Here is a 24,088-nt window from a genome sequence, read left to right as displayed (position 1 = left end):
CGGAAATAACATTACACCCTTTCAACTTTCCAACCTTACAACAAATAAACAATTTCGTATTTTTGCACCATGGATATGGATGCTGTAAAACTGTTGCATGGCCGTTATTGTAATTCGCTGACTGAATACTCGCGGTTTGTGACCCGAGAGGTTGCTATTGGCGATGTGCCGATGGGTGGCAATAACCCCATCCGCATACAAAGCATGACGACCACCGACACCATGGACACCATGGGTACGGTTGAGCAAAGCATCCGCATGGTCGATGCTGGCTGCGAGTATGTGCGCATTACCGCCCCAAGCATAAAGGAAGCCCAAAACCTGGCCGAAATAAAAAAGCAGCTGCGCATGCGTGGTTACACCGTGCCTTTAGTAGCCGATATCCATTTTACCCCCAATGCCGCCGAAGTTGCCGCCCGTATAGTTGAGAAAGTGCGCGTGAACCCCGGCAACTATGCTGATAAAAAGAAATTCGACCAGATAGATTATACAGACGCCCAGTACCAGGGCGAATTGTCGCGCATCTATCAAAAGTTTGCGCCGTTGGTAAAAATCTGTAAAGAGTATGGCACGGCCATGCGTATAGGCACTAACCACGGTTCGCTGAGCGACCGGATCATGAGCCGCTATGGCGATACCCCGCAAGGGATGGTGGAAAGCGCAATGGAGTTTATCCGCATTTGCGAAGATCTGAATTACTACAGCTTGGTAATCTCCATGAAATCGAGCAATCCACAGGTTATGGTGCAGGCCTATCGCTTGCTGGTTGAAACCATGGTTGCCGAAGGGATGAATTATCCGCTGCACCTTGGCGTAACCGAAGCCGGCGACGGCGAAGACGGTCGCATAAAATCAGCCGTTGGTATCGGTACATTGCTTGAAGACGGACTGGGCGATACCGTGCGTGTATCCCTCACCGAAGAACCCGAAGCAGAAGCCCCGGTGGCTATTGCATTAGTGGAACGGTACTCGAGTCGTAAGCCTTTAGTCGAAAGTCAAAAGTCGACTCAAGATTCAGGACTTAAGACTCAGGACTTGCAGCACAATCCATACGAATACAAACGCCGCCATACCTATGAGGCCAATGCTTTTATAGGCGGGCACATGGTACCGAGGGTAGTGGTTGATTTATCGAACAAAAACCTTAAAGATCCAGCGATATTAAGTGATGCGGGCTACCTGTACTCGCCGCTACTGGATAAATATAACATGGCCGAGCAATCGGTTGATTTTGTATATTTTGCTGATGAGTTGCCCTCGTTTAACCTGCCGGGCAATTTAAAGCAGCTTTACAATTATAAGACCTGGCTTAAGCTGGCCGATAAAACCATGTGCCATCCATTGTTTACGTTGGATGAATATGTGCAGGACGCCGACAAGTCATCAGCCTTAAACCTGGTAAAACTTAAGCCTGCGGATATTGACTCGGATGCGTTCGGCGCTTTGCCGTTCGACCAGTCGCTGGTATTTGTGCTGGAGACCGAGTCGGCACTGGGTATGACAGACCAGCGTTCGTTTTTCTTTAAAATGGAGGAATTGGGTTTAGATGTGCCGGTGATTGTAAAACGCGAATACTCCTTCCCGACGGAAGGCCCCGAACTAAAGACTCAGAACTTGCAACTCTACGCCGGTACCGACCTTGGCGCTTTATTAGTCGACGGCTTTGGGGATGGCATATGGGTTGTTGCGCCGGGTATCGAAACAAAAATAATTACCTCAACAGCATTTGGCATATTGCAGGCCACGCGTTCGCGCATTTCAAAAACAGAATACATTTCGTGCCCCAGTTGTGGCCGCACGCTGTTCGATTTAATGATTACCACGCAGATGATCCGCAGCCGTACCAGTCACCTCAAAGGCCTGAAAATTGGCATTATGGGCTGCATCGTAAATGGCCCCGGTGAAATGGCCGATGCCGACTATGGTTACGTGGGTTCAGGCACCGATAAAATCACCCTATACCGAGGCAAGGAAGCCGTGAAGAAGAACATCAATTCGGCCAACGCGCTTGATGAACTGATTGGGATCATCAAAGAGGACGGCAATTGGGTTGAACAAGAAAATATATAGCTAACTCGCTGAATATAAGTTGCAATATTCAATTATTAGTTTTAAATTATACCTGTAATTTAATTTGCATGTATAAGCTCAAATTTTACTTCCCTGCTTTATTTTTTTTATTGAATTGCGGATTCGTTATGGGTCAGGTCCACTCCCGTGGGATGGATATTGACGATAACGGCTACCAACAAGTACCTAAAAAAGCAAAACTTACCCGCGCGCTCGATGTGTTGCCAGCGCAGGCATCTATCAAACAATACGCTCCCATCCCAAAAACGCAGGAAAGTTACGGCACCTGTGCAGCATGGGCCAGCGCTTATTGCGGCCGCACTATGGTCGACGCTATAAAATATAATTGGACCAATAAAGATAGTATTACCAAACACGCTTATTCAGCTGCATTCCTGTTCCGGCTGCTTCGCCCTAACGATGGGGCTTGCGTAGGAGGCTCAAACCTGGGCACAGCTTTCCAGCTTATGAAAACTACCGGCAGTATCCATTATAACGATTTACCCGTTCTGTGTGTACCTGCAGTTGATAATACTCAAATAAATGTAGCGTCGAATGCTAAGTTAAAAGATTTCGCACGCCTTTTTGACGTTACCTCTTCGCCCAATATCAAAATACAGGCCGTAAAAAAATCCATTTCTGAAAAAAAACCAGTAGTTATAGGAATGTTATGCCCCGACTCCTTTGACACCGCTCATCGCTATTGGATACCAAAGGAAAGGCCGGCGTCAAATTTGGGTGGTCATGCCATGTGTGTGGTTGGCTATGATGATAACATGTACGGTGGGGCATTTGAAATTCAAAATAGCTGGGGCACGACCTGGGGTAACAGTGGTTACATCTGGATTCGGTACGCGGATTTTACGAGCTTTGTGCAATACGCTTATGAGTTTGTTGATTTGCCCGATGCTGCACCAGACACGCCGGATTTATCAGGGTCGATAAAGCTTACGCTGTCAACAGGTGAGCAAATGCCTGCCAACTTACTGGTATCCACACGCGGGTTAAAAGTCGTTACTGCTAAAACAACGCCTCAGCCGCTCACCATTTATCAAACCGCAAACCCGTACACGTCGGGAACAAATTTCAGGATTTATATTTCAAATAATCAGCCGGCGTATGTATACGCCATCAGTTCGGACCTTACCAACCAGGTAACCAAAATTTTCCCTTATGAAGAGGGGATTAGTGCTGCACTCAACTACAAAAAGAACGATGTCGCCATTCCTGATGAAGATCATTTTATCCAGTTTGATAACCAGCCCGGTAAAGACTTTTTATCCGTTTTATACAGTAAAACGGAGTTGAACATAAACGACATAATTGCCCAGGTAGGTGCCAAAACCGGTACATTTAATGAACGGGTGTATAACGTTTTGAGTAGCAGGATAGTCGACCCTAAAAACATAAAGTTCAGCAATGATAATATTGCCTTTGATGGCAACAGCAACGGTAAAGACATCGTTGCGATGATGGTGGAGCTAGACCACAAATGATATGAGAAGAATATTTACAGCAATTTACCTTTTTGCGTTATTGCTTTGCGGCACTGCCAGTGCCCAAAGCCTTATCTATTACAATGCATTCAGCAATGGAGAATCGTCATGGAGAGATTACGATGACCAGGTAAGCAATGCCCGTATAGCGGGCGGTAAATACCTGCTTACCCATAAACAACATTCGTCAACCGTGGTGGCGCAGTTGGTGCCGGTTGACTACAACCGGAATTTTGCCATACAAACAACTTTTTCGCACGTGACGGGAGGAACCAACTTCCCGGCCGGGCTGGCTTTTTTTGGACAGGACGCGCTGAATACCTATTTCTTTTGCATTACTGCCACCGGCAGCTTCCAGGTTGGCAAATTTGACCGCGGCCAAACGTCGGCCTTAATTAACTGGACAACCTCGCCCGCGATATTGCAGGGTAATGCATCGAATAAATTGCGCATAGAAAAGCTGCTGGATAGAAATAAGTTTTACATAAACGGCGTACAGGTGGCCGAACTGCCGCCATTGCAACCTTTCGGCAATCATTTTGGCCCTGTGGTAATGGAACAGCAAACTGCTGCTTTTGACTATATTAAGCTGGTTTACCTGGCCTCCGGCGACAATGAAGCAGCCGCAAATACCCCGGCCATAAGTGCAGGTATATTGGAAACTGCCTACCACACTGACTTTAACGCCGACGACAATAACCAATGGGTACTACCCACAACAGACTCACTAACCACGGCGTTAACTGACGGTTATTTTAAAATGGTGCGCCGCGCCAAAACTGGTTACAACGCATCGGTTACTTCGGCCGATTTAAAGGTTGATATGCGTCGCGATTATTTAATGGAAACCGAGGCGGTACATTATTCAGGCACCCAAAATTTTGGCTATGGCCTTGTTTTCGGTTGCGACGAGCAGCATAATTATATGTTTTGGATGGGCGCTGGCGGTTATTACTACATCGGCTCGATTGACAAAGCTGGTTTTAAAACCATTGTGACCTGGACAGCATCTGATGCCATAAGAAAAGGCGACCTGTCGAAAAATAAGCTTGGCATTGCCCATAGAAACGGACAGCTAAATTTTTACATTAACGACCAACTGGTTACATCGCACCCGGAAATTGAATTTACCGGTCACCAGTTCGGCGTGTCGGTGAGCGCTAACCAAAATGTCGGCTTTAATTACATTACTTTTGGTTACCTGGATAAACCGAAGCCGGCAGCAACAGTTACTGCACAAAATGATATTACTCCTCCCGAGATTTTTATTACCTCGCCAGAAGTAACACGTGGTCTCAAGGTAGTGCAGAGCAGCGATGTGTTGCACGTTGCCGGGATAGCTAAGGACCCAAGCGGCATATTTTCGGTAGTGGTAAACGGTATACAGGCTGTAGTTGATAAAACAGGCAGCTTTACCGTAGACGTGCCGATGGCTATTGGCGAGAATCCCTTACTGGTTGTAGCCACCGATAATAATATGAATAAGGGGCAGCAACGATTTTCGGTAACACGTAATAACGTTGCCGCCAGCACTGTGGCGGCCATAACCCAAACCGCAGCGCAAGGCAAGTTTTATGCCTTGTTGATAGGCGTGCAGGATTACCAGGACCAGTCAATACCAAGCCTCGAAGGCCCGGTGGGCGATGCTGCCACCCTTTCGCAGGCGCTAACCGGTAATTATACCTTTAATAATGAAAGCGTCACCCTGCTAAAAAATCCAACCCGTGCGCAATTTTTCGCGGCGCTTGATGATGTCTCGGCAAAGGTAAAGCCGGAAGATAACCTGCTGATATTTTATGCCGGCCATGGCTACTACGACGAAACCCATTTACAGGGCTATTGGTACCCTGCCGACGCCGTGCGCACCCGCAGGGATACATGGATATCAAACGCCGACCTTATAGATTACATCACCGCTATAAAATCAAAACACACCTTATTGATTAGTGATGCATGTTTTTCGGGTAGTATATTTAAAACCCGGGCCATTGAAATGGCACCGAAGGATGTGCAGGAATTGTACAAACTACCAAGCCGTAAAGCAATGACCAGCGGCGCCATGAAAGAGGTACCGGATAAAAGCGTATTTATGCAATACCTTGTAAAACGGCTAACCGAAAATACGGACAAGTTTTTGCCATCAGAGCAACTGTTTGCCAGCTTTAAAGCGGCTGTGATAAACAATAGTCCCAACGGCCAGGTGCCGCAGTTTGGTGAGATACGGGAGGCCGGCGATGAGGGCGGGGATTTTATTTTTATCAGGAAATAAGAGGGCAGGTAATTTGAAGATTTGAAAATGTGGTGATTTGAAAATGCGAAATCTATTGGCTACCATCTTCAAATCAACCAATCATCAAATTTTCAAATCAATACGCTTTCTTATTCAAAAAATCCGCCAGTTCATTAATATGGTCCGTGCCTATAACATCGGCATGAAGTTTAATCAACTTTTTCCAGCAAGTGCTGGTGTCTGGGATGGCGAAGAAACGTATCTTCTTACCTAAAGCATGCGCGCTGTCGATAAGGCCGGTTATACGGTCTACATCTTCGTTTACCAATTCGCCGGCCCCGCTCCACTTGGAGTACTTATGAAACGGCACGCTTATGAGGCCGATTTTGGTGAATTGCTGCGGGGTAAACCCGCTCATATGATCAACATCAAAGCTCATCCATGCGGGGTAGGCGAGCATCACTTCGCCCGGTGGAACTTTACCTGTCATTACAATCGAAAGCCTTCCGGGGTGACCAGGATAATCAAAATATTGACTAAGGGGCTTCAGTTCGCTGATTACCAACGGCAGGGTTATCGAGTAGTCTTTTTTAATTTCTATAAGCAGCCGCAGTTTTCTCGCGGTGTCTTTTTTTAACTTCTCAACCAACGGGTCGATATACAAGAATTTAAGCGACCGTGCCGGTGCAATTTCCTCTTCTTTATGCGCAACCATCAGTTGTGCGTTTACAGCAAATACGTCCGCTTCTATCGAGCCAAAACCGGCATTATACGCCCGGTAAAACGGGATGTTGTTTTTGTAGTCGTTATGGGAGTGCGCGTCGGCAGGGGTGTAGGTTTTTGTGGAGGTGTTGCAGGAAACAAGACCGACTGCAATTAGTAATATGAGTTTTAACGTTTTTATATTATTCTGCATTTTTCTTATCGCACCTAAGTTATTAATCGCCCAATATTAAGTACCCGTCAGTCGAGCTTGATAAAGCTAATAAAATCTCTTCTATCCTCTTTTTGATAGAAATATCTTGAGTATCATTCAGAATTTTTTGTACAGCCGAAATTACTATTTCAAGATGAGCACCACCAAGCCGGGTCTTTCCGTACTGATCAATTAAAATCCCTGTCCGTCTTTGCAGTTCAGCAACGGCATCGTAAATAAGCTCAAAATCTTTCTGCTCAATTCCGAAAAGCCGGTGTTTTCGGCTCGCATCTCGTATGTCATAAAAATCTATAGCCATGGATCACGGATATGAAACAACTTATAAAAAGCAAAGAAGCAATTGTTTTTTATCGCCAGGTATCACCCTTTGCAACTGCTTGTCATAACAACAACAACAGCGACGCAATATTAAGTATTTATTGCCGCTGTTGCTGACGTCGGTGTTAAGACTAAAAAAACGTTTTATTAAATTTCTCCCTTCGCAAACAGCTCGTCCAGCCTTTCGTGCGAATCGTTTACCCCGCGCTCCATGCCGGACTGTAGCATGCCATCCCTATCAGTAACTGATTGGAAAACCGACTGTATGGTTACCCGTGTACGGTTGCCGGGTAACTCTTCAAACCGCGATGTTTCCAGCGTTACATGGCCGGTTTCGGGCAGGCCTTCAAATTCAAAAGTCTGGATAACACGCTGCGGGGCCAGTACTTCGTGCACCACGCCGTGAAAACCGTACTCGTTGCCAGCCGGGTCTATGTGTACATAGCGGTATGAGCCGCCGCTTTTCGGCTCGAACTTATCCAGTTTCATTTTCAACTCGCGTGGGCCAAGCCATTGAACAATCAGTTCGGGTGTGGTGAACGCCTTGAACACCATTTCGCGTGGCGCTTCAAATTCGCGGGTTATAAATAACTCCTGTTTGCCTGGTTCGGCTTTTATGGCGGTTTTATTATTGCTTGCCATTGTAGTATTATTAAAGGTTAACCATTCATTTTACTCATATCCATATACAGCATATTCCAGCGGTGGCCGTTAGGGTCAATAAATCCGCAGCCATACATCCAGCCTTGAACTTCCGACGGGCCGGAGAACATCTTGCCGCCTGCCTCTACTACGTTTTTGGCCATTTCATCCACTTCTTCTCGGGTTTCGGCATCGAAAGAAAATAATACTTCGCTGCCTTTGCTGGTATCCGCCAGCGGCATGCAATTGGTGGCTGCAAAAAAGTTTTCTTCAAACAGCATTACCACAATGTTTTTAGTGCCAACTATCATCGGTGCCATATTTTCGGTATAGCCGGGGCTGTTAGTATTGAATTTGAAGCCTATTTTGGTGAAAAAGTCTATCGAGCTTTTAAGATTTTTCACCGGTAAGTTAATCCACAGTTCTTTGGTCATAATGGTTGTTTTTAAATGTGAGACAATAGATATTGATTTAATAATTTATGGTTTATTGGTTTTTCGCCTCACCCTGCCCTCTCCAAAGGAGAGGGTTCTAATGCTTAGTGTGGCTCAAGTCCTCTCCTTTGGAGAGGATTTAGGTGAGGCAAAACGCAAGCTATTTGAGTGAACAATATCAATTTATGGTTTATTGGGTTGGTTTTGCATGTTATTCAGTAAATCGTCCAGTTTGTTAAATTTCTCTTCCCATAGTTGCCTGTATTTTTCAATCCAGTTCGATACCTCGTTCAGTTGCTGCAAACTGGCTTCACAATAGCGTTCGCGGCCTTGCTTTTTTATGCTGATAAGCCCGCACTCGGCCAGGATTTTTATCTGTTGCGATATGGCAGGGCGACTAATGTCGAACTTGTCGGCAATAGCATTCAGGTTTAACGGGTTAAACGCTACCAGGTTTATTATCTCCCTGCGGGTTGGGTCGGCTATGGCCTGGAAAACATCTCTTCTCATCAGCTAAATATAATATGTAAGTAAACGCTTACAAATATATATGTAAGTAATTGCTTACGCAAATTTTTCCTTAAATTTTTTTAATTCGATAATAAAGGGCAGGAACAACGACAATTACGGAATAGAGTTCGTGTTGGTATGCATTGGAAATTGCCCCATTCGGCGACTGAGAAATGGAGCGTTAAAGGCTTTATTTCTTAAATGAGAGGATGAATTTCGTCCCCTCATTTACTTTGCTCTTTATAGAAATGCTTCCGCCCAGGCTGGTAATATGGTTATAAACAAGGTACAGCCCTATCCCCTTACTGTCGGCATTTTCATGAAACTTTTGGTTAAATCCAAAAATCTTTCCTTTTACTTTTTTTAGATCGAAGCCCAAGCCTTCATCTGCGAAAATTAATTGAGTACCCCGTGTGTTTTTTTTTGACGTTATTGATATTACCGGCACACTATCGGGCTTCGCGTATTTTATAGAGTTGGTAATCAGGTTTAAAAATATGCTTTCGAGATATGCTTTATTAAACATAACTGTTTTAGCTTTAGAAAAATCCGCCGTAACTACTGCGTTTGAGTTTTTAATTATCGACTGCGTGGATTGTAACACTGCGTTTAAGCAGCCATTTCAATCCAATTCCTCAACATTTACGTCCGAGCGATTTTTCTCAATTAAAGCATCAACATAACTATTTAGCGTGTTCTTCAAACTATCGGTAGTTGTTTTCAAAATACCGATAAATTCAAGCGTTTCTTCGTCTTGGATTTTTGAAACGTCAAGCAACGTAAAAACTGAAAGGAGGTTACTTACCGGCGTACGCAAATCGTGCGAGGTCATGTACGCCAATTGTTTCAAATCATCGTTTAACTTTGTAAGGTTTGTAAGCAACAGGTTTCGGTCCGCTTCCTGTTTTTTCTTTGCCGTAATATTTTTGGCAATGGCAAACACCACCTTATCGTTGTTAATTGGCATGGATGTCCAATGGAGCCACACTATTTCGCCGCTCTTGGCGACGTAGCGGTTTTCGAAATTAAACAGCGGGATATCGTTCAGCAAATTATCTCTTAACGTGGCGGTAATGTCCTTGTCTTCGTGATAAATAAATTCGTGAATTGGTTTTGCGAGCAGTTCTTCGTTGGTATAGCCTAACAGTTTAGAAACAGCCGGGTTTATTTTTTTGAAATACCCGTCGTAACCTGCAATACAAAGTAAATCGGGCGACAAATCGAAAAAACGCTCGATATTAAAATTTTTATCTGACCCTTTTTTACTCCCTTTCGTCGCCATCCTTTGATTTTTTTACCTGTAAAAGCTCCATTATTAGGTGAAAAGCAATACGAAAGCCCGTCCCCTAATATCTAAAACTACCGCTGTTTGCTAAAATAGCGAAAATGAAATAACCGGAAAATGTTATTATTAACAGATTTATGGGGTGATTTTTCAATAAAACCTTAGCTGTAAAATTTCGTATAAGGTAACGGTGCATTTCTTGATTTAGAAAAATAACGATTAGCACCTGTGAGGTTGACTATGAAAAAAGTTATTATTGCTTTAACCGTTATTGTATTGGTGGCTACCGCTGCCATAGCCGTTACGCACTTTTATTCCGTTAAAATTCTTTCCGCCGGCAGGGCCTACACCAATTTCGAATCGCAATATTCAAAAGGTGAAAAGGATGCTACCCGGCATTTGATGAGCTATATCTATTCGCACGAGGAATCAGATTTTTTAGTTTTTAAAGATGATATCACTATCCCGCGCGGCGACAGCATTGCCCGCGAGGCTTTATCGGCAGGTAAAGACATAAAAATTGCGCGTATTGGTTTTTTAATGGGCGCCAATCATCCTGATGATTTGCCCGAGCTGATATGGTATTACCAGCATTTTAAAAACGAGGCTTTTTTTAAGAAGGCGATAAAAGCCTGGCAGCAATCAGACGTGCTGGTGGCAAATTTAAACCGGATAGGTTCGGCGGTACATCGTGATATTGCTGCGGGAAAGGAGGTTGACCAGGAAGCTATTGTTTTACAGGTAAATACTATATCAGACAACCTGACCATTCAACAGCGCGATTTTTCGGCCATATTGGGCACAGCGTCCCGCACGGTCGACCATTATGTTTTTATTGCCGACATCGTAATATCCGCCATTATTTTATTTAGTACTGCTTTGCTTGCCGGGCTGATGCTTAAAAAACTGCATAGTTCTAAAAAAGTAATTATCGACCAAAACCGGGCCCTTAAAAGCATGAACGAGCGGATAAACCATTTTGTGTTTGCTGTCACGCACGATTTACGCGCGCCTTTAACATCGTTGAGCGGGCTGGTTTCGGTGCTGGAAAAAGAGAAGGATATCACCAAGATTTCAACCTATACTGAAATGATGCAGGAAACCATCCAGCTTCAGGATAATTACATAAAGGAGGTACTGCAGACTATCCAGAATGAGAACAATGGCATTGGGCCTTGCAAACTCGACGAAATTGTAAAAGATGTAATAACCCAAAATAGCTTTTTTGCAGAAGGCAAGAAAGTGAAATTTGTAAGTGAACTGGCGGTTTGGGAAGTGAATTGCAACGTCACCGATTTAAAGACTGTGTTTAACAACCTGATATCAAACGCCATAAAATATGCCGATTTCAGCAAGCCCGAGCAATGGGTAAAAGTGAAATCATATAGTGATGGCAAACATTGTGTTATGGAGGTTGAGGACAATGGGATAGGTATTAAACCCAACCAGTATACAAATATTTTTAACAAATATTTTAAATCAGGGCTCAATAAAAAAAGCATGGGGCTGGGCTTGTATTTTGTTAAACAGGCCATTGAGCAAATGCACGGTACCATTGCGGTAAAGTCATCGCCGGGCAGCGGTACTTCATTTATTGTGGCGTTGCCATTGTGAGGTTGTTAAACTATTACCTTTCCGGGGTCACCGTTCATTCTTTCCAATTTTACAAGGAAGATATCGGCCATTAAACCAGCTCTTTTCTTTGCATCAACGGCCATAGGCCCCGTAAAGTTACTATCAATCGTGTCGCCAAATAAAACCAGCCAGCGCTCAAAATGAGGCGAACTGATTTTTAGCGGGGCATGTTTGGCAAATGGGTTGCCCCTATATCCGGGTTCCGCAAAGAGTGCAGCATTCCAAAATGCGTACATCTTGTCGAGGTGCGGCTGCCAGTCGCCGGTTATTTTTTCTAAAAAAACAGGTCCTATTAACTCGTCTTTGCGCACTTTGTCGTAAAACTCGTTTACAAAAAGTTTAATATCCGCTATATCGGTAATGTCTTTCATTTTCTATCGCCCCCGCGGCAAATATACGCTGAATATGAGCGTTAGAAACTAAGTATACTACCCCAAAAACGTCCAGGCTAAAATCCTGCTGGCCTTTTGCCCCTGCGCCATATTGATGGTTTTAACATCAATAGCTCGTACCCTGGTTAATGCTCTTTGCACTATTGGCAAGGTTTCTTTTTTTGATACCAGCGTTGTGAACCATTTGCAGTTTTCAGGTATAACAGCGCTTTCCTCAATCATCCGGGTAATAAAAGCCGATTCGCCACCGGGATACCACAGTTCGGTCTTTTGTCCGCCAAAATTTAGCGGCGTTTTTTGGTTAGGGTTTACGCCAAGCTTTTTCCACTTGGTTTCAGTCGCATCCTTTGCTTCAAGCGCCGAAGCATGGAAAGGCGGGTTGCAAATACTTGCGTCGAATACCTCACCACCATTAATTATGCCATTGAAAATATTGGTTTTGCTTGCCTGTCTACGGATGTCAATTTTATCCTTTAGGTGTTTGTTTAAAGCAATTATGTTTTTTGCCGATGCAAGGGCAATAAGATCTACCTCTGTGCCAACAAATTTCCAGTCGTACGCACTGCTGCCTATTAGTGGATAAACAACATTAGCTCCTGTGCCTACATCGAGGATTTTTACTTTGTTGCCTGTGGGTACAACGCCATTGTTGTTTTCGGCAAGTAAATCGGCTAAGTAATGGATATAATCAGCGCGGCCTGGTATTGGCGGACAAAGATATCCATCCGGGATATCCCAGCTATCAACCCCGTAAAAATGTTTTAACAAAGCTTTGTTTAAGGCTTTAACTGCCTCTGGGTTCGTAAAATCTATCGATTCAATATCGTACCGGTTAACAGCCACAAACGGTTTTAACGCCGGGTTGCTTTTGCAAAGCACCTTAAAGTTATAGCGGTCGCGGTGCAGGTTGCGCGGGTGCAGGATTTGCTTTTCCTGCGGAGTTGAATTTACGGGCGTTGTCGACATGGGCGCAAAGGTAGGGGTTTAAATCACGGTAAAAAATTATGCCTTTTTTTCGGGAACAGAAACAGGTGTTCTTTCTATCTGTTATGCTTTAAAATAACAAAACTGCATCTGTTTTAGTGTTGATGAAACCCTTTATTTTGCATTGAAGTTTAATCAACCCGCTATGGATACAACAGTAATAAGCAATCAGGAGCTCAATGAGCTAAGGCAGGAAACCGCCGGAACTGCAAATGTTATACATTTTAACAATGCCGGCGCCTCGCTGCCGCCCGATGTGGTTGTTGATACCGTAGTTGATTATTTAAAGGAAGAAGCCCTGGCCGGCGGATATGAAACGGAATATAAATACCGGGAGCAATTGGCGAACACTTACGCCCTTATTGCAAAGCTTATTAATGCAGAACCGGAAGAAATTGCCATAGTTGAAAATGCCAGCACGGCCTGGTGTATAGCCTTCAATGGTATCGACTTTAAAGCAGGTGATGAAGTTATCACTTCCGAAATGGAGTACGTAACCAATATCATTGGATTTTTAAATGCCGAAAAAAATAGCGGTATTAAAATCAAGCAGGTCCCCAATGATGAAAACGGGAATTTTTCGCTGACAGAACTGGAAAATGCCGTATCGCCCAAAACAAAACTTATAGCCATAACGCACATAGCGTCCACCACCGGGGGGATGATACCTATAGTTGAAATAGGTAAGATCGCCCGCAAACACCATATTTTATACTTGGTTGATGCTTGCCAGAGTGCAGGGCAAGTGCCGGTTGATGTTAAAGAAATTGGCTGCGATATGCTATCGGTAACCGGGCGTAAGTACTTGCGCGCGCCCAGGGGGACGGGGTTTTTATTTGTAAAAAAAGAAATACAGGACAAACTAAGACCATTATTTATGGACGGATTTAGTGCACCCGATGTAAAGCCGGCCGGGTTTAACTTAAGGGCCGATGCGCGCAGGTTTGAGCTTTATGAAAAAAACCGGGCGCTTACGCTGGGCCTGGGCAAAGCTGTTGAGTATGCTTTGACGATCGGTATCGACAAAATATGGCAGCGAATCCAAATGTTAGCAACCACATTGCGCACCAAACTCAGCAATATCGACGGCATAACCGTGCACGACTTTGGCGCCGAACAATGCGGAATTGTAACTTTTACAGTGAACGGATTGGAGGCGGTACAGGTGAAAAATTATCTGGCACAAAAGCATATTAATGTTTCGGTAGGTAAAGCCATTTCAACGCTTTATTTTATGAACAAAAACAATTTAACAACCGTGGTTAGGGCATCGGTACATTATTATAATACCGAAGAAGAGATAAATACAATTTGCAGTGAGTTGCTTGACCTATTAAAACAATAGTTCCGGCAATAGCGAAGTAAACCATGGCGATTGCGTTTTAGCGCAGGCCTGCGACCTGCGCTGACCAGGGCCGCCCCGTTGGGGCTGTGTGCTTTGTCTTTCTCGTCGAGATTTGGGTTCCTTTACCTTTAAGTTGAAGAACAATCAACAAAGCCCCAAGGGGACGCAATTCACCAGCACAGGTCGCAGGCCTGTGGGAAAAATGCGGATAGTAATTTGAAACGATTCCCCGGCACACCTCACATGATAATAGAATAATTAATAAAAATGCGTTCTTTTATACTTTTATTGAGTGCTAATTAACGCTCTACAAAGCAGTGAAGAAAAGCAATTTTATATTACACCTGGTTTTTTGGGGGCTGGCATATGTGTTTTGGATATTTATCTTCCGCAACAATACGCTGGTGCTTACCCGCGCTATAACCATACAATTTTGTTACCTTATTTTTATTGCGGCCAACTATTACTTTAATACTGTCTACACTATTCCCCGGTTGCTTAATAATAAAAAATATGTGGCATTTGCATTATGCTTACTGGCCGGTATTGCAATTACGGCGGCCTTGCGTGTACCGGTAACCATATTGGTAAACATTCATATTTTTAACGTCGCCAAATTTCATCCCGATCTGCTTTCTGTTTTTTGGGATTCGTTCATCAATATCTTGTTTTGGGTAGTTATCATATTGATAGGTAAATTTGTTGCCGACAGGGTGCGGTCGGGTATTTATATTGAGCAGATAGAAAGGGAACGGGCTGAGCATGAGCTCGATTTTTTGCGGGCACAATTTAACCCGCATTTTTTGTTTAATTCCATCAATTCCATTTACGCCCACATCGATAAATCGAACAAAACAGCGCGCAACATGCTGCTGGTTTTTTCGGAGATGCTGCGCTACCAGCTGTATGAATGTAATGTGGAGCAAATCGAACTTGAGCGGGAGCTGAATTATATTAAAAACTACATCGAAATGCAAAAAAGCCGGATGGACGAGCGGATTAATGTGAGTTTTTGCGCAGGCGATATAACTGCACCCATAAAAGTAGCTCCACTGTTATTAATTACTTTTATTGAAAATGCTTTTAAATATGTGGGCTTTAACGAGGCTAAAGAAAACCGGGTAGATATCAGTATGAAATATGAGGATGGCAATTTGTGTTTCAGGTGCTTTAATACCAGGGATAGTTATATAAACCCGGTCGAAAAATCATCAGGGCTTGGAATAGCCAACGCCAGGCGGCGCCTGGAGCTTCTTTAACCCGGCAGGCATTCACTAACGGTTGGAAATCATGGCGACAGCTTCGAAATCAATTTAACTTTGCGTAACGTATGACTTTAAAATGCCTTATAATTGATGATGAGCCGATAGCCCGAAAGCTGTTGCAGGAATATATCGAGGAGACTGACTTTTTAAAGTTGGCCGGTACTGCCGAAAATCCACTAAAGGCAACCGGGCTGATAAACGAATTGAAACCCGACTTGGTTTTCCTCGACATAAACATGCCTAAAATGTCGGGGCTTGACTTTTTGCGGTCGGCCAATAATTTGCCGATGGTTATTATGACGACCGCTTATGGACAGTACGCTTTAGACGGTTTTGAGCTGGCTGTGGTTGATTACCTGGTGAAGCCATTTTCGCTTGAGCGTTTTTTAAGAGCGTCGCAAAAGGCGCTCGAACTGCATACTTTGAAACAGAAAAAGCCTGCGGCTGGAGTTATAGAGGCCAACTACATTTTTGTAAAGTGCGATGGCAAAATAGAAAAAGTGCTGTTTGATGAGCTCGCGTACATTGAGGCCCTCGCCAATTATATAACACTTTACACCACAACCGGCAAGCTGGTTGCTTACCTAACCATTAAAGGCATTTTAGAAAATCTGCCAGCTGGTAAATTTTTGCAGGTACACAAAAGCCATATTGTAAACCTTGATTTTATAACCACTATTGAAGGAAACATGCTGTATGTTGGTAATACAAAAATAACCGTAGGGCAAAGCTATTTGAATGAGGTAATGAGCATGGTGTTGAAGGATAGATTTGTGAAAAGATAAAATGTTCTATTCTTATGGCTGGAGAAGAATCAGGCATAAATTAAGATAATAACCATTTCTTATGCCAGTAGTACCTCGGCAGGGATTCCCAATTTTTGGTGAAATATCTTAGCAATCCGCAAAGTTAGGGGCTTTTTACCACTGAGTAAAGCAGATACATAGCCTTTGCTGCCAATCCAATTCACAAGGTCTTTATTAATAAGTCCTCTTTCCTCCATTTTTAGCTTTACAACTTCAATCGGGTCTGGCGAGGGTACAGGGTAATGTTCATCTTCATATTGTTTGATGAGCAACAATGCAATTTGTAATTTTCCTCCTTCAGCAGTTTCCGGGCTCATGCCTAAATCAAATTGATTATCTGCCCATTCAAGTAAATGTTCATATTCTGCCTCTGTTTTAATAATTTGTAAATCCATTTGTTTATCCTTTGAATTTAATCGTTGTCACATCTATTTTATCGTATTCGCTGTGGGTTCCAAACCATTTTATTTGGATGGTTTTATAAACAAATACCACCCGAATGACCAGCCTGTAATGATTCCCCATTATATTGATAACAACGCGGTCATCGCCTACCAAACTTGCCTTACCATGTACTGCTTTTAATTCCTGAAAGTTTTTAAAATCACTCGAAAGAAACTCGTAGTACCATTCGAATAAGGCATTTTTTGCACTTGGATATTTTTCCGCATAAGCCAAAAGTGTTTTTCTGTTAATAATATTAAACATGAAACTTTGTTGGTTTACTATTAGAAAACAAATATAAGGGGTTTGCTATTAGAAAACAAGCCATAGAGCTAAATTAATGGCTCTCATTAAAATTTGTTGCAAATAACCCAACCACTACTTTCCCTGCGTTGCGCCAATCTTCAGAATGCTGTAAGGCTAACTCCCACCACACCCTCCGCAAAAACTTCCACCGCATGAACTTCCGCAGCTTGAACCGCCGGACGAACCTGAATCCCCGCCTCCCCAGCCCGAACTTTGGCCGCGATCGGCAAAGCTTGCCAAAGGCGCAAATGTGGCCGCAAATGCGATGCTGCCTATTGCAAAATAGTGCCATTCCCAATCGTCTTCAGATTTTTGTGGTACTATATTTTTGTAGTAAAACTTAGGCAGGGTAATAGTGCCGACAGCCGATGTTAAACGCTGCAGGTAAATAAAAGCGAAGATGGCAAAAGCAACTAATACAATTGCGATCAATGTAACCGGCCTGTCCCTGGTAACCCCGGTTATCAGCCTTCCGCCGCCTAATGCAAACACAATGGCAAACAGCACAAAGTTTGTTATGTACAGCCCGATGAATTGTTTTGAGCTGCAAACATACGCGTTAAGGCCGTCCATGGCCCGGGCTGCTTTATTGAATGCGGGCTTTAACGCCATTTGGTTTACCAGCGAATCGTAGCCCACGTTAGGGTTGGCATCGATAGTTTGCAGCACACAAATTTCAACCGGGGTATTCATCGCGGCGGAATCAGTTATCGCCAGCGAATTATTGGGGAAGACTGATACTTTTCCAGAGGAAACCAGTTGGCTCACTACGCCATTAATTACGTCCGCTATTTTATTTTTGCGAAGATAAACCAGTTCGAGCGCTGATAAATTAAATACAAAGGCACACTTTTGCCGGCTGCCGATTATCCCGTTAAGTGTAACGAGGTTATAGAATTCGAGCGCTATAAAACACGCGCCAATTATCAGCAGGTAGTAAAGTGAAAAATCGGGGTTGTTTATGAGCACATACGTCGGCCGGAATAACCAAAAGGCGCCGAAAGCTGCCGCGAGCAAAATAGGTACGCCAACGGCGGTAACCTTTATCGGTGTCGACGAAGATTGCGGCATTTGTAGCGACCCGTACATGTCTTCGTATTCCCAAAACTCCGGCGGCTGAGGCCCGAAGTTTTCGGTGTATAACCTGCCGGTCCGTTCGCCGGCCGATTTAAACTTTTCAAAATCCGTGTTGTGATGTGTGGCTGGGACATGAGCTATTTTTTTGCCCAAAACCTTGCAAAACTCATCGTATGATTGCGTGAAAACCAGGTGCTGGTGCCAAATCACATCAACGATAGGTGATGGTGAAACCATGTACTCCGAAACTGCAGCCAGGTACATGAATTTTTTATATTCGATAATAGCACCCTGCGCGAAATTAACCGTCCAGAAATTCTCATTCTCAAGCCGGGTTGAAAAGCTGTAAGCACTTACCGGCTCATCCAGGTTAAAATCCAATATGTTTTGCCAAAGTTGCTGGTCCATTTTTAAAATACCGGGGATGGTTTAAATGTAGCAATTTACCCGGATACGAAAGCCAATGTTTACATTTATATCATTCAAATTTAATGCTATGGAAATTAATTATTGGTGGCTTATCCCGTTTTTACTACTTATGGCCTTGTTAGTAATCTGGCTGATTAAAAGAAACCAGAAGGACGAAAAGGTATTTGAGAAAAAGATCATTCAGTCGGAACTGAAGCCGGACGATGACGATCATGATGAACCCGTTCCGCATTAGAGAGTCGTCAATTAACTTCTAATAAAAAAATGTTTTTTTCAAAATAATATAGTAAGCCATAAAATATATTAGATTTAGATATAATAATATCTAAAGGCCTGGCCGGGTGAAAGAAGACAATAAGCCAACTAAGTTTTGGGTGAAAATTTCTCTTTTTCTCGGCAGGGAGATGAGCCTTACGCTCTTGTTTTGGATACTTATCTTAATAATTATGCTCATCAGGAGCTGGTTTGTTTAATAATGAATGGTGGTTAACCAAATAGATATCCATTAAACCCTTCCCGCTGAAAAGACTACCGTTAACAATTAACTTAATTTTTTTAATAGCTGCAGCAGGTTTATCATTTAAAAGGGCGATGTATTCGTCATCATTGGTAACCAAACAGCCAACATAAAGCCCCATCTTTAACAGCTCGGGCGACGTTTTGTAGGTAAACCATTTACCATCTGCCCGCATATAACTGATCTGCACACGCGGAGGTTTGTTTACAAATGCTTTTATTTTGCCCGGCAGGTTATATTGTACATCCAGCTTTATAAAATTGAAATTGGTTACCGGTATGGTGTCGGCCGGGGAAAACTCAAACCGTTTGATGTGTTTAAATTGCAATGGTGCAGTCTTATCGTTCCGCTGTAATACAAGGCGCTGCCTTTGGTTAGATGCGAAAGTATCAGCCAGCGTATAATTGCGCAGGATGAAAAGATTTGCAAGGCTTTCGTCGTTAAACGGGTATCTGTTGTCGATAGCGTCATAATCGTATATCAAAAAATTTGGGGCCTGTTTTACAAAGTAATCGTAATTGATTTTTTCAAGGCCTTCGGTATAGGCCGAAAACGACTGGAATACCGGCCGGGGTTTATAGTTCAACTTATTTTCAATCACATACTCGCTATCCCAGGGGAAAACATCCGCCGTTTTATTGCCGATAATATCCAGTACCCGCTGGGGTATATACCGTTTCCCGGGTTGGCTAAGGTGTGCTGCTTTGTTATGATCAACAACCTGTTTTATATAGGTAAAAGGTGCTGTTATCCGGCTACTGAGCGAATAAGCAAGCCCGCGATTATACAGCACAAACCCAAGTGCAAAAATCAGAATGATCAGCGAGTACTTTAAAGTTGATTTTTGATGATTACCGGCTGTAAAATTGCAAAGCAGCAGCAAAGGGGCAAAGGAAAAATATTCGTACAAGTGCTGCGCATCATTGCGCAAAACAGCTTGTTTTTGCAACAGGAATAGGAATACGATGCCCGCAATTGTGTACATGATTTGGTTATGTTTTTTCGCGGCTACCTGTCGCCATAAACTATATAAAAGTAACGCGAGCATCGCCAGAAAAAGCAAATATAGCGCGGTCTCAATTACAGCATGGCTTTCATCAAGATACATCACATCGTTATATCCCTTTATTATTTCGAGCGAGCCGGTTATATAACCTAAAATTGAAACATTTAGCAATATGGCCGATAACATGATGAGTACAATAAACCAGGCAAACCAACCAGACATGTTTATAATGGTTAATTTTTTTGCAGTAAACAGATTGATAAAATGACTGCACAACAATACCATGGCGATAAGGCCGGTATTCATTTTTATATAAAAGGCCAATATGGTTAGCGTAATTAGTATGGCAAGGTATAGGGGGCGCGGCTTGTCAAAAGTCTTTATCATCCAATAGATAATAAAGAACAATAAAATCCATGCGGTGTCTGACCCAAAACAGGGATTAACCAGCAACGCCAGGCATATAACTATAGCAATAGCCAGCGGCTTACTGGCATTGTTTTTTATAAAATCGGCAAAAACAAAATAGAAGTTGAGGACTAAAAAAACATCAAATACCACCATTGCCCACGCAGGAAATCCCAGCCCGGTGCGGGTGGAAAGATTGGCGAGCGGTCCATAAGTATATACAATATCCTTACCCCATACCCAATGTTTGGCAAACGCATAGTCAAGCGTCATTTTCCACGATACATCCAGTCCCAGCCAACTCGGTCCCTTATCAACAAGATAATTGTTAATGGCAAACGGGGTGCTAACCATTAACACGGCGAACAGGGCTGCAAGGCATCGCCACGAAAGGAGGGAGGAAAAAAGTTTTTTCATTTAAGCCTCATCACAAATTGCCTGTTAAAAGGTTCAATAAATATACGCTGCAAATCGGGGTGAGGTTGCTTTGAGAAGTCGCTTATAAAGGAGCTAAATTACGCCCCAAATTGCCGCAAATGATGATCGGCATGTTTATACACAAACTGCCCAACCTGCTCCGGCGTCATTTTCCCAAAAAACCAATGCACCAGGTACGGGGGCTGATAGTTAGCATATTCTTCAGTCAGCGCAATCCATTTCTTTTTTTCGGCGGATATATCACCTTCTTTTTCGGTAACCTTAAAGGCTGCCGCTGTAGGTGCATTCCGGCTCATTGGGGTTTCATCTTTCAGTATTTTTTTTAAAGTAGACTGGCCAAGCAGGCGGCCCAAAAACATCCGGGGATGTTTTGTTTTACCCAAATACATTTCTTCGGCCAGTACGCAATGTTTCAGCATCTGGTAAATATTCATGCTGCCCCATTGGGCGGTGCTATTTTCGTTAAGCGTGTTAATCCTGCCAATCAGTTCGTCCCTGGTCGGCTTGTCAAATATCGATTTCATCGGTTTTTTTACTCTTAATTTTTTATAAGTTGGGCCAGCGAAAACCAATTTCCCGAGTCGTCCTTAAACAACGCCTCGGTGCCATAAAATTCCTTTTTTGGGGCTTTGGTAAACTCAACGCCTTTTGCTTTTAGTTCTTCGTAAGTTGCGTATACATCGTTACAGGTAAAAACACCGCAGCCAAAGGTGCCGGCTTTTATCAATGCACGCAAGCTTTCGGCGGCCTCCTTGCCGTACCAGTGGCCTTCTGCCACAGGTGTTAAGTTAATCTCCAAACCGGGCTGCTCAGGCGGAGCAACGGTAAGCCAGCGCTGGCCATTGCCCATAGGCACATCAACTATTACTTTAAAGCCCAGTTTTTTGGTATAAAATTCGTATGCACTGTCCTGGTTAAGAACAAATACATTCATGTGCGTTAGCGTAGTTATCATGTGTTTGGTATTATGGTTAACTATTAAATTGCCGCAGGTGATGGTCGGCGTGTTTATAAGATAAATAGCCTATCTGTTGGTTAGTTATTTTTCCGAAAAAAGCATGCTCCGAATCCATGTTTCCAAAATTTGTATAAGCCTCCAGTAAAGCTATCCATTTCTTTTTCTCGGCGGCGAAATTGATGCCCGGTGGAAATACCTTTAGTTCAGGAATTGTCGGCAGGTTTCGCTTAACGGGGCGTGCATCGCCAATAATATCCTTCATGGCGACTTTGCCAAACAGGCGGCCTAAAAATATCCTTTTAAATTTTCTTTTTCCCTGCAGCATTTCTTCGTACATGGTACAGTGCGCCAGCATCTGGCGGATATCCATTTTGCCCCATTGGGCGGCGTTACTTTCGGTTAACGTGTTTATCCGGGCAATTATCTTATCCCGTGTATTTTGGTCAAATATTGTTTCCATATTATGATGCAAATAACGCTTGCCGGTAAGGTAATCATTTCTTTAAAATTGCTGTTTTTATAGCCAGCCGCTTTTTTCAGCAAAGCAGGCCGGGACAAAACTCAGTGGAGATTTTTTTATTTGTTGTTGCAGATTTAGCTGCTTAGCCACGTAAGCAGAAGGACTTAAGCCCGCAACCCGTTTAAACAGCCCGCTGAACGAACTTAAACTTTCAAAGCCGACAGTATAACAGACTTCGGAAACCGGCGTGCCGGTTTTTAATAACTCGCGGGCTTTTTCAATCCGCACATAAATTAAATACTGGTGCGGGGTTTTACCATAGGTGTTTTTAAACGCACGGATGAAATAGAATTTTGAGAAATAAGCTTCATCGGCGATATTGTTTAAATCGATATTGTCGCCGTAATGGTCATCAATATAGATTTTCGCCTGCACTATACGGCGGTAAAAATATAATTTTGGGTATTGATGGTCTGTCATTTATTTGCGTGTCGCCGAATTACTAAGTTAGGAAACAAATTGAAAAAAATGCTCTGTATTAACCCATGTGGCCTTTTTTAACTACGCGGGGTATTGTTTGAGGATATTAATTCCCTCCTCCTTTCTTAAAGAATGTTATTGCCTTATAACTATATTCGCATACCTAAGACGGTATTGATGAGCAAAGAAAGACTTCTCGAATTTTTTCAAAGGGGAAACCTCAATTCGCCGGCTATACGGAATGAAATTGCCGGCCATTTTGCTTTTAAAACCGTCGCCAAGGGCCAGTTGCTGCTGGTTGCAGGTAAAATATCTGACGAATACTTTTTTTTAGATAAAGGATACCTGCGTTGCTTTGCCTATGATACTGAAGGCAACGAGGTAACTACCAACCTTTGTTCGCCGGGGCAAATAGTATTTGAAATTTCATCATTTTTTAACCGCACCCGGTCGCAGGAAAACATACAGGCTCTTACCGATTGTGAGGGGTGGTTTATCAACTTTGAGCAGTTGAATAACCTTTTCCATGCCCTGCCGGAGTTTCGTGAGTTTGGCCGCGGGGTGCTTGTAAAAGGATTCGCAGCATTAAAAACCCGTATGCTTACCATGATCACTGAAACCGCCGAAGAACGTTACGATCATTTGTTAAAAACCAATCCCGAAATTTTCCAGCATACACCACTAAAAAATATCGCCTCATATTTGGGAGTTACAGATACGTCCTTAAGCCGTATTACACCAAAATAATATGTGCGTTGACGGTATATTACCCGCGGAATGCGATTTCAACGAGCAAGGTATGCTGAAGGCCAGATTTGCCCAGTACATAATTATGCTGATTAACGATGGTGGCCAGCAGCAATACTTAAGCTGGATACAGCAAAATGTAAACACCGCATGGACAAACCGTGATAAGGCCCGTGACCTTACTTATCGCAACTATGCAGTTGCCTGCCCAACCGGTGTAATACAATCGTACGAAGCAAGCAGCGCCTTAACCTTTATGCAAATTTGCCCGCCATCGCAATAAAATGCAGAAGGACTGCAAATAAAAAATTACACAATTAAACGCGACAGCCTGGTTTACTGACCAGGCTGTTTTTTGTGTGCGCCCGGCACGGGCGCAAACTATAGGGTGGAAGTCCCGAACGCGCCTTGATAGTGGGAAGCGTTAACCCAAGGCAAGGGTGTCCTTCGCGAGGAGGAATCTGAAGGA

Annotated in this window: 27 protein-coding genes; 10 read left to right on the top strand and 17 right to left on the bottom strand. The window is 43.3% G+C overall.

Annotated elements, in window-relative coordinates; all coding sequences use genetic code 11:
* Window positions 1-69 precede the first annotated feature (69 nt).
* From ispG to NAF19_RS28500, 3 genes are all read left to right on the top strand, one after another.
* Complete coding sequence (gene ispG, locus NAF19_RS28510) at window positions 70-2,070, top strand: (E)-4-hydroxy-3-methylbut-2-enyl-diphosphate synthase (RefSeq protein ID WP_252793784.1); 2,001 nt, start codon at window positions 70-72, stop codon at window positions 2,068-2,070.
* Window positions 2,071-2,138: 68 nt separating this feature from the next.
* A complete protein-coding gene (locus NAF19_RS28505; RefSeq protein WP_252793783.1) occupies window positions 2,139-3,566 on the top strand; it encodes a C1 family peptidase in 1,428 nt (475 codons plus the stop codon).
* A 1-nt stretch (window position 3,567) separates the two neighbouring features.
* On the top strand, window positions 3,568-5,835 hold the full coding sequence (locus tag NAF19_RS28500; protein WP_252793782.1) for a caspase family protein: 2,268 nt from the start codon (window positions 3,568-3,570) through the stop codon (window positions 5,833-5,835).
* A gap of 97 nt (window positions 5,836-5,932) precedes the next feature.
* Here the strand turns inward: NAF19_RS28500 and NAF19_RS28495 are convergent, their stop codons facing one another.
* From NAF19_RS28495 to NAF19_RS28465, 7 genes are all read right to left on the bottom strand, one after another.
* On the bottom strand, window positions 5,933-6,712 hold the full coding sequence (locus NAF19_RS28495) for a PI-PLC domain-containing protein (RefSeq protein WP_252793781.1): 780 nt from the start codon (window positions 6,710-6,712) through the stop codon (window positions 5,933-5,935).
* 22 nt (window positions 6,713-6,734) lie between these two features.
* Window positions 6,735-7,031, bottom strand: a complete 297-nt coding sequence (locus tag NAF19_RS28490; RefSeq protein ID WP_252793780.1) for a hypothetical protein — start codon at window positions 7,029-7,031, stop codon at window positions 6,735-6,737.
* Between the two features lie 167 nt (window positions 7,032-7,198).
* Complete coding sequence (locus NAF19_RS28485; RefSeq protein ID WP_252793779.1) at window positions 7,199-7,693, bottom strand: SRPBCC family protein; 495 nt, start codon at window positions 7,691-7,693, stop codon at window positions 7,199-7,201.
* Between the two features lie 17 nt (window positions 7,694-7,710).
* Window positions 7,711-8,127, bottom strand: coding sequence for a VOC family protein (locus NAF19_RS28480; protein WP_252793778.1), 417 nt, complete (start codon window positions 8,125-8,127; stop codon window positions 7,711-7,713).
* 183 nt (window positions 8,128-8,310) lie between these two features.
* Entirely contained in the window at window positions 8,311-8,637 is a 327-nt protein-coding gene (locus tag NAF19_RS28475) for an ArsR/SmtB family transcription factor (protein ID WP_252793777.1), read from the bottom strand.
* 190 nt (window positions 8,638-8,827) lie between these two features.
* On the bottom strand, window positions 8,828-9,163 hold the full coding sequence (locus tag NAF19_RS28470) for an ATP-binding protein (RefSeq protein WP_252793776.1): 336 nt from the start codon (window positions 9,161-9,163) through the stop codon (window positions 8,828-8,830).
* Between the two features lie 96 nt (window positions 9,164-9,259).
* A complete protein-coding gene (locus NAF19_RS28465; protein ID WP_252793775.1) occupies window positions 9,260-9,919 on the bottom strand; it encodes a PAS domain S-box protein in 660 nt (219 codons plus the stop codon).
* A 243-nt stretch (window positions 9,920-10,162) separates the two neighbouring features.
* Here NAF19_RS28465 and NAF19_RS28460 point away from each other — a divergent pair, with 243 nt between their 5' ends.
* A complete protein-coding gene (locus NAF19_RS28460; RefSeq protein ID WP_252793774.1) occupies window positions 10,163-11,536 on the top strand; it encodes a sensor histidine kinase in 1,374 nt (457 codons plus the stop codon).
* 5 nt (window positions 11,537-11,541) lie between these two features.
* Here the strand turns inward: NAF19_RS28460 and NAF19_RS28455 are convergent, their stop codons facing one another.
* Both NAF19_RS28455 and rlmF read right to left on the bottom strand, forming a co-directional pair.
* Entirely contained in the window at window positions 11,542-11,928 is a 387-nt protein-coding gene (locus NAF19_RS28455; protein WP_252793773.1) for a group III truncated hemoglobin, read from the bottom strand.
* A 57-nt stretch (window positions 11,929-11,985) separates the two neighbouring features.
* Complete coding sequence (rlmF, locus tag NAF19_RS28450; protein WP_252793772.1) at window positions 11,986-12,915, bottom strand: 23S rRNA (adenine(1618)-N(6))-methyltransferase RlmF; 930 nt, start codon at window positions 12,913-12,915, stop codon at window positions 11,986-11,988.
* Between the two features lie 163 nt (window positions 12,916-13,078).
* Here rlmF and NAF19_RS28445 point away from each other — a divergent pair, with 163 nt between their 5' ends.
* The 3 genes from NAF19_RS28445 to NAF19_RS28435 all read left to right on the top strand — a co-directional run bounded on the left by NAF19_RS28445 (window position 13,079) and on the right by NAF19_RS28435 (window position 16,328).
* Window positions 13,079-14,278 carry an aminotransferase class V-fold PLP-dependent enzyme gene (locus NAF19_RS28445; RefSeq protein WP_252793771.1) on the top strand — a complete coding sequence of 400 codons (1,200 nt, stop codon included), beginning with the start codon at window positions 13,079-13,081 and terminating at the stop codon, window positions 14,276-14,278.
* 317 nt (window positions 14,279-14,595) lie between these two features.
* The gene (locus tag NAF19_RS30895) at window positions 14,596-15,537 is read left to right on the top strand and encodes a sensor histidine kinase (protein WP_252793770.1); all 942 of its coding nucleotides are present in this window, start codon (window positions 14,596-14,598) and stop codon (window positions 15,535-15,537) included.
* 71 nt (window positions 15,538-15,608) lie between these two features.
* Window positions 15,609-16,328, top strand: coding sequence for a LytR/AlgR family response regulator transcription factor (locus NAF19_RS28435; protein WP_252793769.1), 720 nt, complete (start codon window positions 15,609-15,611; stop codon window positions 16,326-16,328).
* Window positions 16,329-16,387: 59 nt separating this feature from the next.
* Here the strand turns inward: NAF19_RS28435 and NAF19_RS28430 are convergent, their stop codons facing one another.
* The 3 genes from NAF19_RS28430 to NAF19_RS28420 form a co-directional block, all read right to left on the bottom strand.
* Window positions 16,388-16,744, bottom strand: a complete 357-nt coding sequence (locus tag NAF19_RS28430) for a helix-turn-helix domain-containing protein (RefSeq protein ID WP_252793768.1) — start codon at window positions 16,742-16,744, stop codon at window positions 16,388-16,390.
* A gap of 4 nt (window positions 16,745-16,748) precedes the next feature.
* The gene (locus NAF19_RS28425; RefSeq protein WP_252793767.1) at window positions 16,749-17,057 is read right to left on the bottom strand and encodes a type II toxin-antitoxin system HigB family toxin; all 309 of its coding nucleotides are present in this window, start codon (window positions 17,055-17,057) and stop codon (window positions 16,749-16,751) included.
* Window positions 17,058-17,213: 156 nt separating this feature from the next.
* The gene (locus NAF19_RS28420; RefSeq protein WP_252793766.1) at window positions 17,214-18,584 is read right to left on the bottom strand and encodes a UCP032817 domain-containing protein; all 1,371 of its coding nucleotides are present in this window, start codon (window positions 18,582-18,584) and stop codon (window positions 17,214-17,216) included.
* Window positions 18,585-18,672: 88 nt separating this feature from the next.
* Between NAF19_RS28420 and NAF19_RS28415 the strand changes: the two genes are divergently transcribed.
* Window positions 18,673-18,840 (top strand): hypothetical protein, encoded by a 168-nt coding sequence (locus NAF19_RS28415; protein WP_252793765.1) that lies wholly within the window; start codon window positions 18,673-18,675, stop codon window positions 18,838-18,840.
* 202 nt (window positions 18,841-19,042) lie between these two features.
* On the opposite strand, the gene NAF19_RS28410 is transcribed toward NAF19_RS28415, so the two are convergent.
* The 5 genes from NAF19_RS28410 to NAF19_RS28390 all read right to left on the bottom strand — a co-directional run bounded on the left by NAF19_RS28410 (window position 19,043) and on the right by NAF19_RS28390 (window position 22,872).
* A complete protein-coding gene (locus NAF19_RS28410) occupies window positions 19,043-20,953 on the bottom strand; it encodes a hypothetical protein (protein ID WP_252793764.1) in 1,911 nt (636 codons plus the stop codon).
* Window positions 20,954-21,051: 98 nt separating this feature from the next.
* Window positions 21,052-21,498, bottom strand: a complete 447-nt coding sequence (locus NAF19_RS28405; RefSeq protein WP_252793763.1) for a DUF1569 domain-containing protein — start codon at window positions 21,496-21,498, stop codon at window positions 21,052-21,054.
* 14 nt (window positions 21,499-21,512) lie between these two features.
* Window positions 21,513-21,929 carry a VOC family protein gene (locus NAF19_RS28400; RefSeq protein WP_252793762.1) on the bottom strand — a complete coding sequence of 139 codons (417 nt, stop codon included), beginning with the start codon at window positions 21,927-21,929 and terminating at the stop codon, window positions 21,513-21,515.
* Between the two features lie 16 nt (window positions 21,930-21,945).
* Complete coding sequence (locus tag NAF19_RS28395) at window positions 21,946-22,392, bottom strand: DUF1569 domain-containing protein (RefSeq protein WP_252793761.1); 447 nt, start codon at window positions 22,390-22,392, stop codon at window positions 21,946-21,948.
* A 57-nt stretch (window positions 22,393-22,449) separates the two neighbouring features.
* Complete coding sequence (locus tag NAF19_RS28390; RefSeq protein ID WP_252793760.1) at window positions 22,450-22,872, bottom strand: helix-turn-helix domain-containing protein; 423 nt, start codon at window positions 22,870-22,872, stop codon at window positions 22,450-22,452.
* Between the two features lie 177 nt (window positions 22,873-23,049).
* Between NAF19_RS28390 and NAF19_RS28385 the strand changes: the two genes are divergently transcribed.
* Together NAF19_RS28385 and NAF19_RS28380 are read left to right on the top strand one after the other, a co-directional pair.
* Window positions 23,050-23,619, top strand: coding sequence for a Crp/Fnr family transcriptional regulator (locus NAF19_RS28385; RefSeq protein WP_252793759.1), 570 nt, complete (start codon window positions 23,050-23,052; stop codon window positions 23,617-23,619).
* A 1-nt stretch (window position 23,620) separates the two neighbouring features.
* Window positions 23,621-23,902 (top strand): hypothetical protein, encoded by a 282-nt coding sequence (locus NAF19_RS28380; RefSeq protein ID WP_252793758.1) that lies wholly within the window; start codon window positions 23,621-23,623, stop codon window positions 23,900-23,902.
* Window positions 23,903-24,088 lie beyond the last annotated feature (186 nt).

Origin of the sequence: Mucilaginibacter flavidus, from assembly GCF_024055575.1 — a bacterium.
Taxonomy (GTDB): domain Bacteria; phylum Bacteroidota; class Bacteroidia; order Sphingobacteriales; family Sphingobacteriaceae; genus Mucilaginibacter; species Mucilaginibacter flavidus.
This window is presented reverse-complemented; position numbering and strand designations above follow the sequence as displayed.